Source organism: Rhizobium sp. O111 (assembly GCF_055616315.1).
The window spans coordinates 881,228-895,029 of record NZ_JBSHXL010000003.1; the positions used below are offsets into that span (position 1 = coordinate 881,228).

Genomic DNA, 13,802 nt, shown 5'->3' on the forward strand with positions numbered 1-13,802 from the left:
GATCAATGGCGAAAACCATCGCGATTGTTGGCAACGGCACATTTTCGAACGATGACGCGAGCGCCATAGATAGCTGTGATCTCGTCATCAGGTTTAATGACTGCCGGTCGGTCGGCGAGGGCGGCGTTCGAACCGATATTGTTGCCGTGTGCAACACCGGTCGCCCAGCGGCAGTGATGATCGGGTCAACGACCTGGCGCAACAATCCTGCCGTCAAAAGAGCCGCAACGATATGGTGCGTTCGCGATATTTCGAAATTCGTCGAGCTAAAGCCGCTGCTTGCGATCCAACACCCTTCGCTCGACGACTTCTGTGACGACTACACGGAACAGTTCGCCAGCTTCGCCGGTGAAACAAACAAACGCTTCGCGGTGATACCGCGCCGATATCACGAACTCGTCGATTTGGAGCTTCAGGCTTTCACGCCTGTCAGCTATGTGGTTCCGAGCTCGGGATTGCTCGCCATCGCCTATGTCATTGGTGAGATCTCCGCTCCTGACGATCAGGTTTTACTCGCTGGTTTCTCACATCAAGGATGGGATGGTCATCCGTTCGATACCGAGCGCAGCTTGGTTGAAAATCTGATAGCGCAGGGACACATGCGCAGGCTATAGCGCAGATTGTCGGTGCAGCGTGGATCACAAGCGCAAAATGGAAGGGCGGGCATTTAAAGTGGAGGTTATGTGTGGCAGCCAAATTGAGAGTTGGGATTGTCGGGGCAGGCATGGCAGGCCTCACGGTTGCGAAGTCGCTTGCGAAAGTTGCCGACGTAACAATTTTTGAAAAAAGCAAAGGCGTCGGCGGTCGGATGGCAACGCGTCGGATCGGGGATGTCGCATTCGACCACGGAGCACAATATTTCACGGTGAGGGATGAGGAGTTCGGCAACCTCGTGAATGAGGCTTGTAGCATCGGTCTCGTTAAGCCGTGGATGGGCGATGTTGTTTCGTTGGCGGAAGGCAACCCTGTCCGGCGCGTCTTTCCCAGTTCGACGCGATACGTCGCGGTTCCTTCCATGACCGCCCTGCCGAAATGGATATCCGCCGGCCTCGACATCCGGCTGGGTCTGAGAGTAGACGAAATTATTGGGGAGCCCGCTCGTTGGCACATCCGCGCCGGGGATGTTTTGGAGGGGCCGTTCGATTGGATCATCGTGACCGCGCCAGCTGCCCAAACCGCGGCTCTGCTCCCATCGATGTTCGCACATCATCAGATTATAAATAATGTCAGAATGCACGCATGCTTCACATTGATGATCACACGGGATGCCAACACCATCGTTCCTTTCTCGGGCGCTCACGTTTCTGATCCCATCATCGGATGGATTGCTTTTAACCAAACGAAGCCAGGCCGCACAGGCCCAGCATCGGTCGTGGTCAACGCCAATTCCGCCTGGGCCGATTCCAATATCGACTTGCCCGTCGATATCGTCCACGCGGAAATGATGACAGGCTTACAGCGCTTTATGCGGATCGAATTGGCGGAAGCCAAAACTACTGTCCTCCACAAGTGGCGGTACGCTGACGTCGAAACTCCCGCTCGTGAGCCGTTTCTGTGGGATAAGCAAACACAGCTTGCGGCTTGCGGCGACTGGTGTATCGCTGGACGCGTTGAGGCCGCGTACATGAGCGGATTGAGCCTCGCAAAGGCGCTAAAGGGCGTAAGCGCCGTCGGCAATTGATGCACACGTGCCGATCCCGCTACCGCCTTGACCTGGCTGCTTTCGCTGCCGGTCCGGCACCGTATTGACGTGTCGAACTCACGCCTCAAATATTGAGAGGGTTCCGATCGATTCTTGAACAGCCCTCGTGGTTTTGCTGAAGTATCTACCGTTGCAATCAAAACGACCTGTCACTGCCCCGCCAAGATACTCAACACGTTGGCGCCACTTAACGAACGCGATCGAGCCGTAAAACAGTCAGTCACGATCGATGCTCGCGTATCGATGCACGATGAAAGCGGTCAGGCTTGCCAGTTTCGTTCCAGAGGTGCAGCGGCATGCCAATGTATGTCCGCGCGTGAACACAAAAACTGCGAACACAAAGGCCGCCATAATCCGCTTCCACCATCTCTCGCTGGCGCGAAACCGGCTCACATGGCTTTTGGAGATGCCGCTCATCCCCATGGCTTTGACCAGATCATCGACCGACCGTGTCGATATTCCTTGAATGTACGCCTCTTGGATAACAGCCGTCAGAGCTTTCTCCGCCATGCGGCGCGGTTCGAGGAAGCTCGGAAAGTAGCTACCTTCGCGCAGCTTCGGAATGCGAAGCCTGACTGCACCAGCTCGCGTTTCCCAATCGCGGTCACGATAGCCATTGCGCTGCGCAAGCCGCATAGGGTTCTTTTCCCCGAAACCTGCACCCGTAGCTGAGCCGGCCTCCAGTTCCATCAGCCATTCAGCGGCAAAGCCGATCATCTCGCGCAACAAATCCGCATCCGCGCTCTTCTCAACGAGCGAACGCACGTTCATCATGTCAGTGGTCATCAGTGATCTTTCCGTCAGGTTGTGTCTTGAACAACTCGACCCTAGCGGAAAACACTGATGGCCGCCCGCACAGCCCCTCACTCGCTACAGCGCAATTGGGGGCGCGCTCGCGAGAGGCTGCGCTACCACCGAGTCACACCGCTCGGTGGGGCACGATCTAACAGAGCGCTGGAGTGTAGCTGTAGCAACTCATCTCGCTATTACCCAGCCTGTCGATCAAAGCTCGGCATCCTGGAGAGTGTCGGCGGCCATTTAGACTGCGAGCTTCCCGATGAAACTGACGTGTCGCAGAGCTGGCAGAGCCTCAAGGCAAGGATCGATGCTGGAGAGATAGAAAACGTCCTGCCTATAAAAAAGAATCCTCGACAGGATAAAACCCTATCCCAAGCCCCTCAATGGATACATCGAGGCCGCCGGCGGGCTGAAGTTGTGCGAACTCGGTCGCGGGGCAGCGCGGATGTTGATACCGACCGGCGACAACACGACAACTGTACGGCTGCTAAAAGTACCTGCTGGTCAGCCAGTTCCGGAGCATTCGCACCGCGGCATGGAATTGACACTTGTCCTTGAAGGCAGCGTCAGCGACGCGGTTTCGACATTTTCGCGCGGTGATGTCGAGATGCGGACGACACGCTGATGCATCAGCCTAGGGTCGACGCCGGCAAGAACTGCATATGCCTCGCTGCTGCGCTTCAAAAGTAGATTGTTGCGGATGATACAGCCATTGATTGGCATCTGACGGATATCGTCCACGTTCGAGCGTTCTTACGAATTCGTGATACATTGAAGCACCAAATTCTTCGGTGTCGTGGAGAGAATTTTGAACCGGCGCCATGGTCGTTCGTACAATCAGTACCGAGCCAGAAGGCCGGCATTGAGAGGAGACGACTATGAGAAAGCTTATGATAGTTTCGGCCGTTGCCATTGCCGCCACCGCCACAGGTAGCTTCAGTGCATATGCCGCAAACCCGAGTGTCGGTGGTGCGGCCATGTATGAAAACAAGAACATCGTAGAAAATGCCGCCAATTCAAGAGATCATACTACGCTCGTGGCTGCGGTGAAAGCTGCTGGTCTCGTCTCCACGCTTGAGGGCAAAGGGCCGTTTACGGTGTTTGCGCCGACAAATGAAGCGTTCGAAGCACTTCCAAAAGGCACCGTTGACACGCTTTTGAAGCCTGAAAACAAGGATAAGCTCACGAAAATCCTCACCTGCCATGTCGTTGCGGCCGACGCAATGGCCAGTACCGTTGCCAAGATGATCAAAGACGATGGTGGCGAGCATGATATCAAAACCGTCGGCGGCTGCGTTCTGAAAGCCAGGGAAAGCATGGGTAAGATCATGTTGACCGACGAGGCAGGCGGAACGGCAACGGTGACGATCGCAGACGTGAAGCAATCGAATGGCGTCATTCACGTCATCGACAAGGTTCTTTTGCCGAAAATGTGATGAGAGATGCCGGGCCGCCTTAGCGGCTCGGCATTTGTTTTATAGACTATTCGGGTTGCGTTAATCCCGAGCTTTCAGGTCGCTCATTTGACTGCCATCCGAGTTCTTTGCACAACTCTTCACCGGCAGCAATTCCGCTTCGACCATCTTGAAACGGCCCTCTCAATATGATCGTTTTCCCGCGGAAAACGACGATCACAGACCTTGTGACCGGATCGTGGAAAACTGTCATGTCATCCTCATACTTCAACCACCATCTCCATTAAAAAAGGGGTCGGCGGACGTGCCGCCAACCCCTGCGCACGTTTATACGGCCCGCGACAGCTCCTGGGGCGGGGAGCCTGTCCCGCCTTCAAATGATTTCGAGTAGGACGCAGTTGATGCGCCGCATTTTGTCGGCAGATCAAAAAAACAAATATGGCGTAACTGATCGATAATTCAGCTGCCCGGAGGCCCACGGGCCAGCAATCTTTGCAACGTGCGCCGATGCATCTGGAGCAGTCGCGCTGTCGCTGATATATTACGGCCAGTCTGGTCGAAGACCGTATTGATATGTTCCCATCGCACCAGGTCTGCGGACTTGATGAATTGATCTGCGGACCTGTCTCCTTCGATCTTTATGCCTAGTACTTCCAAGATCTCATCGGCATCGGCGGGCTTGCTCAGAAACTCTGTGGCCCCGCGTTTGACCGCCGACACCACTGCCCGAACATCCCCGTATCCAGTGAGGACGAGCAATTTTGTTGTTGGAGAAATCTCACTCGTTAGTTCCACGAGTTCTAGGCCGCTACCCGTTCCGATACGCAGGTCAGTGATAACTATATCGAATTGACGAAGCCTGATGGCGACCTCAGCTTCCTCGATGGTCGTGGATATTTCCACAGCCAGTCCGCGCTCTCGAAAAGCCATGCCAAGCCTTCTCGCGAAGGTGATGTCATCATCGACAATAAGCAACACAAGGTTTGGCTCACTTGTGGCCAGCGGCCGCGAGACACCTGTGAAATAGGTTCGATCCATCGTCTTGCCACCTCTAGGCCTGAGCAAAAGACACGTTCCTAAGCCTCAACGACTTATCTTTCATCACGGTTGAATTACGTCGATCCCTGGCGTGCGGATCATTTTTCCACAATCTGAGTTCCTATCGCGACGAAGATTTTGTCGAGCTACTCTCTTATCGCGTGGCGCTCCTACCACACCTTCGGAAGGTAATGCGGACACAGTAGACAGACCGTATCCACGTTTTCTGCTATTGCGGCCGCGTTTATCCGGTACCAGCGATCTCCGTGGTACACCTCCTGCTGACAAGATGAGATCGCTCTTCCCAAACTCGCTAGTCGCAATGGTGTTGATTATGGGATGGCCCCCTTCAGAGGACATGGAGTAGGATGGTCCGTCATTGAAGGAAGAGGAGCCGACCCATGACGATTTCAATTTTGGGTGCTGACATCGGCAAGGATAGCTGCAGCGTTGTCGGTGTCGACGACCACGGTGCAATCATCGTACGTCGAACGATACGGCGGCAGACGCTAATTGAGTTTTAACAGCAAGACGCCAACGTGTGTCATTGCTATGGAAGTATGTTGCGGCGCTCACTACCTTGGTCGGCTCTTCGTGGCTCAAGGGCACGAGGTTCGGCTGATGTCTCAGAGTACGTTCGACTATATGTGAAAGCGCAGAAGAACGACGATCGGGATGCGGAGGGTATTGCCGAAGCTGCGTCGCGTCCGGCAATGCGGTTCGTCGATCTCAAAAGCAAAGAGCAACTCGATATCCAGTCCTTGCACAGAGTTCGGTCGTGTTCAAAGAACGACGCTGATCAATCAGAACCGCGCCATCCTTTTGGAGCGGGCCGGATCTTCTCTGCTGGCCGTTGCAAATTCGAGAGTGCGCTGGACGCTCTTCCACGCTAACAGGAGAGCAGTCTGTCAGCGCGAATTCACCAGTTGATCGTCGAACTGCGAAGCGAGTGGAATATGCTCGATGCCAAAACGGCAGCGCTCAATTCTGAGTTCTTGGCGCTCGCACGAGATGATCTTGCAAGGCGTCGGCTAACAGCCATTCCGGGTATTGGAGTGTTGAATGCCACGGCTTTGGTTGCTGCAATAGGAAACGCCAGCAGCTTCGATCGCGCCCGCGATCTCGGCGCATGGCTAGGATCACCGTCTTGACGAAAAGCGTTCCGGGATCCTTGGCTCCTCCAAGGAGCACACCGCGATGACGGTCGATATGGGCATCAAGGTATTCGTAGAGATCGAGCAGATCTGGCAGGATCAGCCGAAATGGTTTCCGCCCGAAGAACGAGCCGGAGTTTTTGAATGCGACCGAGGGGGCAAAGACCTCCCGCCCATGGTCGCGATCACTCCAGCGCTGCTCGCCGCACCTCATATCTTCAACCCGGCGTTCTGACGTCGGGTAGTTTCCACGGCGGCAGACACGAATTTGGCAAAGGTTCTTATGTCGAAGCCCGAGATGGAGGCCAGGTTGGAGGAACATGAAGGACCTGACGGCTTCGGCCGCTGGCCGTGGGTAACGGCTTTCATCCGACACGGATCACGGTCGAGAGCGATAGAGCAGGTTCGGCCCTTCGCATTCACGAGCTTTTCCAACAGAATCCTTTTCACACGGCCAACCAGGTTGTTCAGATAACAGGTCTGTCCGCACCTACGGTCAACGCTGCACTTGCAGATCTGGAGCGATTGGGCTTCGTTGATGAGGTGACTGGCCGCAAGCGTGGCCGTGGGTTAAGCTATCGATATAATTCCAAGCTAGGGCACCGATCCCCTGCCTCTCAGTTCATGAAAATAGGTGGGCAAACGGTTCCGCCTTCACCAACACTTCAAGAACCCGCTTCCGGGCGCCACTGGCATTCCACAAGCAGTTGCCGCGATCACTATGAGGCCGACTGCCGGACCTTTGACAATCTTTGTCAAATGGGTTCACAGTGGACGTAGATGGAGTGTACCGATGGCAATAATGAACGTATCCCTACCGGATCCGATCAGGGACTGCGTCGAGGCACAAACTCGCACAGGACGGTATTCAAACGTTAGCGATTACGTGCGTGATTTGATCCGCCGTGACCAGGTCCGGAATGACAAGGTCGCAGCGATGCGGAGTTTCGTAGACGCCGGGCTCGAGAGCGGCGTTGGAGTGCGATCGAAGCATGACTTGTTTGCTGAGGCTGAAGCTCGTGCCAATAAATCATGAGATATACGTTATCTGTCGAGGCGGAAGAGGACGTCGTCGCGATCGCCGAGCAAGGTTTGCGCATATTCGGAACACCGCAGGCACGGTCGCTACAACAATGAACCTTTCGATTTACTTGATTTGATCGCCGATAATCCACGGATTGCTCGCGAGAGTTTCGAGATTAAGTCGCCGGTCAGAATTCATCCTTCAAAGCGCACCTGATCGTGTTTCGGATAATCGAAGATGACAACGTGTTCGTCATAAGAATTCGTCACGGGCATGAAGATTGGGCGAGCGATCCAGCGTGGTGCGGTGGACGAAGTTTAACATTTGGTACGCAAGTAGTTCTGATCCTATCAAAAGCCTAAAATAGAACGCGCGTGGCTGAGCCGGGCTTCCAATCGGTGAGCGGGTTTGGACTTTTCGACGCTTTATCTAGCTGGGGTACTTGCCTTTCGACACGAGGGAAGATCGATTTCTCTGGAGGTAGTTGCCGCGTCTCTTCTGCTGGGCTAGAAGCCCATCCTTCACGATCGTCTGGCCACCCAAGAGCAGTTGCACTGGCCAGCCACGCACCTCCTGCCCTTCATAAGGTGTATAGTCGGCGCCGTGCTGCAGGATATCATTTGTCACAGTGACTCTTTTGTCCGGATCCCATAACGCAATGTCGGCATCGGCACCGATGGCAATCGTGCCTTTGCGCGGATAAATACCATAAAGCTTGGCATGGTTGGTCGAGGTCACCGCAACGAACTGGTTGATGTCGATCCGGCCCTTCATGACACCTTCAGAGAAAAGAATCGGCAAGCGTGTGGCAACCCCGGGAATGCCGTTCGGAATCCAACGGAAATGCCGCTTGCCTTTCTCATTCAATTTTCCTTCGGGGTCATCGAAACGGAAAGGGCAATGATCGGACGAAAAAAGATCGAACACGCCCTGTTCCAACCCCTCCCAGCAGGCATCCTGGCTCGCTTTGTCACGCGGCGGTGGAGAGCAGACATATTTGGCGCCCTCCATCTCGTTCTGATCCAGATCGCCGGCGGTCAACATCAGATATTGCGGGCAGGTTTCGCCAACAATTTTCTGGCCGCGCTGGCGGGCGCGGCGTATTTCCTCCATCGCCTCGCGGTTCGAAACGTGGACGATCACGACCGGCACATCCACGATTTCGGCAAGCGAAAGTGCCCGGTGGGTGGCTTCTCGCTCGGCGGCAACGGGCCGCGTCGTGGCGTGGAACTTCGGCGCGAACTTGCCCTCTTCCTCATGCCGGCCGATCAGGTAGCGGATCGCATCCTCGTTCTCGCAGTGAACCATGACGAGAGCGCCGGTGCGGCGTGCCGCATCCAGCGTCGCAAGAATTTCGTCGTCGCGCAACCGCAGGCCTTCATAGGTCATGAAGACTTTCAACGAGGTATAGCCGTCCTGCACCAATGCTGGTAGTTCCTGGCCGAGGACTTCTGGAGTCGGATCGGTGATGACCAGATGAAAGGCAACGTCTACGTGGCATTTCCCTTCTGCCTTGGCATGATAGACCTTCAATGCCTCCCGAAGCGACTGTCCCTTTTCCTGCATGCAGAAGGCCAAAACTGTGCTGTTGCCGCCAATGGCGGCGGAGCGGGTGCCGCTGTCGAAGTCATCGGCCATGACGATGCCATCGCCGGAGGGCTGGTCAAGATGGACATGGCTGTCGATACCGCCGGGCATCACGAAGAGTCCCGTGGCGTCTATCATCTCGTCGGCATCGGTCAGGTCAGCGGCAAGTGCAACGATACGACCATCCTTGATGCCGACATCGCTGACGAACGTGTCGCTTGCCGTCACCACGGTTCCGTGCCTGATCACCGTATCGAAACGCATCATTCCCTGTCCTCCTTGTCGTTCACAGCTCAGCTTGCTTTCGCAAATCCCGCATCTCCAGCCAGAATACGGTCAAGTGCTGCCGTGAAGCGATCGACCTCTTCCAGCGTATTGTAATGAACCATGGACACCCTCAGCATGCCGCCATGGTCGGTCAGCTCAAGATATTCGGCAAGCCGTTTCGAATGGAAATCCCCGAAACGCATGGCGATGTTTTCGCCGTCCATTGCTTTGCACAACTCGCCGGCCTCACGGCCATCGAAGCGGAAGGCAATTGTAGGCACGCGCTTCTCGTCCTGGTTGGCCTGGCCAACAATCCGGCAATCGTTTCGAGATCGTAGGTAGCCCAGGAGCCTTTCCGTCAGAAGATTTTCCTGTGCGGTGATTGCCGCAAAGGCTGCCTCTATTTTCTGGCGCACCGGTCCGGTCTCGCCTGCCTGTTCGCCGAGTGCGGCTAGATAATCAACGATGCCGCATGTGGAATATGCCAGTTCATAGTTGGGATTGCCCGGCTCCAGCTTGCCTGGCACTTTGTCCTTGCCGTAGAAATAATGGTATAGCGTGTCGAGTTCGAGCAGCAGGTCATGTTTGCCATACATCAGCGCGTAATGTGGGCCATAAGTCTTGTAGAGGCTGAAGACGTAATAATCGGCGTCTAGGGCCTGTACGTCAACGGCACGGTGCGGGGCAAATGCCACGGCATCGACGCAAATTTTTGCGCCACGCGCATGCACGAAATCGGCGATCTCGCGGATCGGATTGATCGATCCAAGGATGTTGGAAACGTGTGTGACGCAGACGAGCTTGGTGCGATCGCTCATCAGCAGCGCCAGGTCCGCGAGATCGAGCATCAACGTGTCTTTGTTGAGCGGCCAGATCTTCAGCGTGATGCCCGCCTCTTTCAGCCGGTCCCAGGGGCCGATATTCGATTCGTGATCGCTGACCGTGACGACGATCTCGTCGCCTGACGAAAGCTGGCTCTGCATCGCGCGGGCAAGGTTCTGCAGCAACGCTGTGGTGGAATTGCCGAAGACGATCTCTTCCGGATACGAAGCGTTGACCAGGTGCATTGCTGCAGTCCGCGCTTCGTAGAGCGCTTCGGCGGCCGCCTGCGATACGGCGTAGGACCCGCCGATCTGCACGTTCTTTTCGATCAGAAATTTATTGATGCGATCCAGTGCGCCTTTAAGGATCTGAGATCCGCCGGCATTGTCAAAATAGGTCCAGCCGCGGTTTAGGCCTGGGAACTGGCTGCGCACGTAGTCGAGGTCGAGCGGTGATGAGGTGGTCATTCCTAGTGTCTCCCGAATGGTCTCAGTGATTGAGGACGGCGCGAAGGAAGCCACGCGTCCTTGCCTCTTTTGGATTGTCGAAGATGTCTGAAGGTGTGCCTGCCTCGACGAGGCGCCCGCCATCCATGAAGATGACGCGGTCTGCCACCTGACGGGCAAAACCCATCTCGTGTGTGACAATCACCATGGTCACTCCGGTGCCGGCCAGTTTGCGCATGACATCCAGCACTTCGCCGACCATTTCCGGATCGAGAGCCGATGTTGGCTCGTCAAACAGCAGAACTCGTGGCTCCATGGCCAGCGCCCGGGCGATGGCCACACGCTGCTGCTGACCGCCTGAGAGTTGACCTGGAAATTTCCCTGCCTGCTCAGAAATCCCGACGCGGGCCAAAAGCTCGCGCGCCTTGCGTTCGGCTTCCGCCTCTGGTGTCTTTCGAACCCTCATGGGAGCGATCATGACGTTTCTCAGAACGGTCATGTGCGGAAACAGATTGAACGACTGGAACACCATGCCGACTTCGGCACGCACCTTGGCTAGGGCCGGGCCGGGCGCAACGCGAATACCATCTACGGTGATGCTGCTATCTGGCTGAAAGGCTTCCAGATGATTGATGCAGCGAATGAGCGTGGATTTGCCGGAACCGGAAGGGCCGATAACGCAGACGACTTCGCCTTCTGCCACATCGAGGTCAATGCCATGCAGAACGGTAAATAGCCCATACGCTTTAGTCAGCCCGCGGATCGAAATCAGTGGGGGTGTGGTCTTTTCCATCAGCGTTTCCCCCGATTGAAATGTCTTTCAAGCCGCGCCACCAGGGCGACCATTGGCCAGAGCAGGGCGATGTAGATTAGGGCCGCACCGATCAGCGGCGTCGGGTTGGCGTTGAGCGCCTGCGCTTGGGTTGCCTGTTTTAACAAGTCCGGCATGGCGACGACCGATGCAAGGGCGGTGTCCTTCATGACATTGATGCAGTTGTTGGTAAGCGGTGGAATGACGATCCGGATGGCCTGCGGAAGAATGATATCCACCATCGTGTTGCGGTTGGAGAGGCCAAGGGCTGCGGATGCTTCAAATTGACCGTGGGGAACAGCCTCGATGCCAGCGCGAAAGATTTCCGCGGTATAGGCGGCAGAGACCAAGGATAGCGCGGTCACAGCAGAGAAGAATGGCGACAGCCGGATCCCGACGAATGGGAGGGCGTAATAGATAATGATCAACAGCACCAGCAAAGGGATCGACCGGAAGATGTCGATGTAGATACGGATCAGCGGCGTGAAAGTGGCCGGCGCATAAAGACGTGCCACCGCCAGAAATAGACCGCCGACCAGACCGCAAAGGATGCTGGCAATACCGATCTGAATGGTGACAACAAGTCCCCAAAGCAATTGCGGCAAGCTGTTGAGAAATACGGGAACGTTGAAGAAGGTATTTATGAGGTTCATGCCGGACAGGCTCCCTTGGCAATCTGGCGGGACACGAGTAGTCCCGCCAGACGCGGTGTAAGCCTACTTGGCCTTGGGCATATCAAGTACGGCAACGGTCGAGGTCGTGTCCTCGGCCTTCGCGCCGAACCAAGTTTCATGCAACTTGGCGATGAAGCCCTCGCCCTTCAGCTTGGTGATAACCGCGTTGACCTCTGCGGCCAACGGATCGCCCTTGTTGAACATGATCGAGTATTTTTCGCCTGTCGGAATACGCTCGACGACCTTTAGCTCCGGCTTGTCCTTGGCGTAGTAGAGCAGTGCCGGAATGTCGGAGATATAGCCATCGACACGGCCGGCAACGAGATCGAGCATGGCGGGCTGCAATCCTTCGAACTTGCGGATTTCGCCAAGCTTGTAATCACCCTTATGGGCTTCCGCCCACATATCGCCCGTCGATCCGGTGTCTACGCCAACGACCTTGCCACTCATGTCCTTCAGGCCGGTGATGCCGGAAGCTGCTGTCACGGTCAGAGACTGATCGCTATCGTAGTATGGCTGGGCGAAGCTAACCGACGCCAAGCGCTTTTCAGTGATGGTAATCGATGAAATCGCCATATTAATACGGCCGGACTGAACAGCGGGAAAGAGCCCGTTGAACGGCGTGTTGACGAACTCCACCGACTTGCCAAGGCGCTTTGCGATTTCGTTGACGAGATCGACTTCGAAACCAACGGTTTTCCCGCTGGCATCTTGAAACTCCCATGGCACGTTACCAATGTTGGCACCGACCGTCAGATCAGCAGCATGGACGCTGAAGACGCCGAGCGCCGATATCAGTCCGGCTAGAAATGTACTTTTCATGCGTGAAACGTGAAGCATTTGAGAACCCCTTGTTTTATGATTCAAGCCAATCTACGTTGGTCTAACTGGTCAGACCAGTATGACCAGACAAGCACGCGCTTTAATCCTTTGCAAGATCCCATTTGAAAAATGTATCGAAAGAGGCAGTGTAGGTTTCAGGGAGCAAGGATCGGATGCTGAATAAAACGCTTTTACCACAATCGGTTGCCCGCGAAATCCAGGCCATGATCCAGTCTGGAGAATTGAAAGCAGGCGAAAAAGTCCCTTCTCAACGTGAGTTCTCCCAGAGATTCGGTATTAGCCGAGCATCGTTACGCGAGGCACTATTAACGCTCGAGACATTGGGCTTGCTTAAAACGGAAGCTGGGAGAGGGACATTCGTGGCCGCCGGTGATGGGACTGTCGGCCAAACGGGCAACATGGCGCCGTGGCGTTATTCCGAAAGTTATTCTGTTTTTGATGTTTTCCAGACCCGTATCCTGCTAGAGGGTGAGATCGCCCGCCTTTCCGCTGGGCGACTGTCCCAGGCACAGCTCGATATGATGGAAAAGGCAACCAAGACCATGGAGGAGTGCTGGGCTAATCAGGACCTGCTCGCCAATGTTGATGCCGATCTGGAGTTTCACGGCATCATCGTGTCCGCCTGCGCCAACACCATGCTGAAGGCACTTTACCAGACGGTGCGCGATCAGGTTACGGAAACGCAGCGTCAGCCTATCCCCATCACGGATCCGGAACGAATGCGACAATCAATTGCGGAACACCGCCGCATTATCGCAGCTCTAAAGGCCAATGACGGAGATTTGGCGCGCAATGAGATGGAAACGCATATTCGAAATACCGCGCGTTGCGCCGGATTGCAGCCGTAGAAAAGTGATCGAGGGAGACGCATCTACGACACTGTGCTGACTGAAAGGCTCTGTTCCGTTCCTAATTTAATGAATTCTACCGAGGTAATTATCTAAGTAAACGGGTGTTCGATTCCGTTGTCTAATCGCTTGCATCGGGTCAAGCAGATTTTAAACGAGGTACGTCATTGCCGTGTTGCTAGCGCGACATCTTTCCTAGATTTTCTTTCGACATCTTTCATCCCTGCAAATTCGTCCGGTGCTGGGAGCACGGTTGTCTCCGCGGTCGACATGCAGTCGCCGCAAGATGGGTTTTCGCAGGGCAGGTCTTCCTATGTTCAAGACGCAGTCTCAATGAGCTGCGACGGAATCGACGGAATGACCTAACCCACGT

General features: G+C 55.3%; 12 protein-coding genes and 5 pseudogenes. 9 read left to right on the top strand and 8 right to left on the bottom strand.

The window, feature by feature from the left end:
- Positions 1-5 precede the first annotated feature (5 nt).
- Together ACVTFQ_RS30080 and ACVTFQ_RS30085 are read left to right on the top strand one after the other, a co-directional pair.
- Positions 6-614 (top strand): Urease operon accessory protein, encoded by a 609-nt coding sequence (locus tag ACVTFQ_RS30080; RefSeq protein ID WP_470424459.1) that lies wholly within the window; start codon positions 6-8, stop codon positions 612-614.
- Between the two features lie 71 nt (positions 615-685).
- The gene (locus tag ACVTFQ_RS30085; protein ID WP_470424460.1) at positions 686-1,681 is read left to right on the top strand and encodes an NAD(P)/FAD-dependent oxidoreductase; all 996 of its coding nucleotides are present in this window, start codon (positions 686-688) and stop codon (positions 1,679-1,681) included.
- Positions 1,682-2,086: 405 nt separating this feature from the next.
- Here the strand turns inward: ACVTFQ_RS30085 and ACVTFQ_RS30090 are convergent.
- A pseudogene (locus tag ACVTFQ_RS30090) lies at positions 2,087-2,488 on the bottom strand (transposase); the annotation flags it as partial.
- 457 nt (positions 2,489-2,945) lie between these two features.
- Here ACVTFQ_RS30090 and ACVTFQ_RS30095 point away from each other — a divergent pair.
- Both ACVTFQ_RS30095 and ACVTFQ_RS30100 read left to right on the top strand, forming a co-directional pair.
- Entirely contained in the window at positions 2,946-3,125 is a 180-nt protein-coding gene (locus ACVTFQ_RS30095; protein WP_470424461.1) for a cupin domain-containing protein, read from the top strand.
- Positions 3,126-3,390: 265 nt separating this feature from the next.
- Positions 3,391-3,936 (top strand): fasciclin domain-containing protein, encoded by a 546-nt coding sequence (locus ACVTFQ_RS30100; protein WP_470424635.1) that lies wholly within the window; start codon positions 3,391-3,393, stop codon positions 3,934-3,936.
- Between the two features lie 438 nt (positions 3,937-4,374).
- Here ACVTFQ_RS30100 and ACVTFQ_RS30105 read toward each other — a convergent pair whose 3' ends face one another.
- Positions 4,375-4,953: a response regulator transcription factor gene (locus ACVTFQ_RS30105; protein WP_112949860.1), complete on the bottom strand. Its 579-nt coding sequence runs from the start codon at positions 4,951-4,953 to the stop codon at positions 4,375-4,377.
- A gap of 401 nt (positions 4,954-5,354) precedes the next feature.
- On the opposite strand from ACVTFQ_RS30105, the pseudogene ACVTFQ_RS30110 reads away from it, so the two are divergent.
- Positions 5,355-6,092: pseudogene (locus tag ACVTFQ_RS30110) on the top strand (IS110 family RNA-guided transposase); the annotation flags it as partial.
- Position 6,093: 1 nt separating this feature from the next.
- Here ACVTFQ_RS30110 and ACVTFQ_RS30115 read toward each other — a convergent pair.
- A pseudogene (locus ACVTFQ_RS30115) lies at positions 6,094-6,477 on the bottom strand (hypothetical protein); the annotation flags it as partial.
- 5 nt (positions 6,478-6,482) lie between these two features.
- On the opposite strand from ACVTFQ_RS30115, the pseudogene ACVTFQ_RS30120 reads away from it, so the two are divergent.
- The 3 genes and pseudogenes from ACVTFQ_RS30120 to ACVTFQ_RS30130 all read left to right on the top strand — a co-directional run.
- Positions 6,483-6,735: pseudogene (locus ACVTFQ_RS30120) on the top strand (winged helix-turn-helix domain-containing protein); the annotation flags it as partial.
- 165 nt (positions 6,736-6,900) lie between these two features.
- A complete protein-coding gene (locus tag ACVTFQ_RS30125) occupies positions 6,901-7,143 on the top strand; it encodes a type II toxin-antitoxin system ParD family antitoxin (protein ID WP_470424462.1) in 243 nt (80 codons plus the stop codon).
- Positions 7,140-7,424, top strand: a pseudogene (locus tag ACVTFQ_RS30130) (type II toxin-antitoxin system RelE/ParE family toxin); the annotation flags it as partial. The gene ACVTFQ_RS30125 and the pseudogene ACVTFQ_RS30130, both read left to right, overlap by 4 nt.
- A 136-nt stretch (positions 7,425-7,560) precedes the next feature.
- On the opposite strand, the gene hydA reads toward ACVTFQ_RS30130, so the two are convergent.
- The 5 genes from hydA to ACVTFQ_RS30155 form a co-directional block, all read right to left on the bottom strand.
- Complete coding sequence (gene hydA / locus ACVTFQ_RS30135; RefSeq protein ID WP_112982286.1) at positions 7,561-8,982, bottom strand: dihydropyrimidinase; 1,422 nt, start codon at positions 8,980-8,982, stop codon at positions 7,561-7,563.
- A gap of 29 nt (positions 8,983-9,011) precedes the next feature.
- A complete protein-coding gene (locus ACVTFQ_RS30140) occupies positions 9,012-10,274 on the bottom strand; it encodes a cysteine desulfurase-like protein (protein ID WP_470424463.1) in 1,263 nt (420 codons plus the stop codon).
- A 22-nt stretch (positions 10,275-10,296) separates the two neighbouring features.
- Positions 10,297-11,046, bottom strand: coding sequence for an amino acid ABC transporter ATP-binding protein (locus ACVTFQ_RS30145; protein ID WP_111564757.1), 750 nt, complete (start codon positions 11,044-11,046; stop codon positions 10,297-10,299).
- A complete protein-coding gene (locus tag ACVTFQ_RS30150) occupies positions 11,046-11,717 on the bottom strand; it encodes an amino acid ABC transporter permease (protein WP_112436348.1) in 672 nt (223 codons plus the stop codon). Before ACVTFQ_RS30150 ends, ACVTFQ_RS30145 begins: the two co-directional genes overlap by 1 nt.
- 63 nt (positions 11,718-11,780) lie before the next feature.
- Complete coding sequence (locus ACVTFQ_RS30155) at positions 11,781-12,560, bottom strand: ABC transporter substrate-binding protein (protein WP_413394208.1); 780 nt, start codon at positions 12,558-12,560, stop codon at positions 11,781-11,783.
- 173 nt (positions 12,561-12,733) lie between these two features.
- Between ACVTFQ_RS30155 and ACVTFQ_RS30160 the strand changes: the two genes are divergently transcribed.
- Positions 12,734-13,429: a FadR/GntR family transcriptional regulator gene (locus ACVTFQ_RS30160; RefSeq protein ID WP_111564754.1), complete on the top strand. Its 696-nt coding sequence runs from the start codon at positions 12,734-12,736 to the stop codon at positions 13,427-13,429.
- The last annotated feature ends 373 nt before the right edge of the window (positions 13,430-13,802 follow it).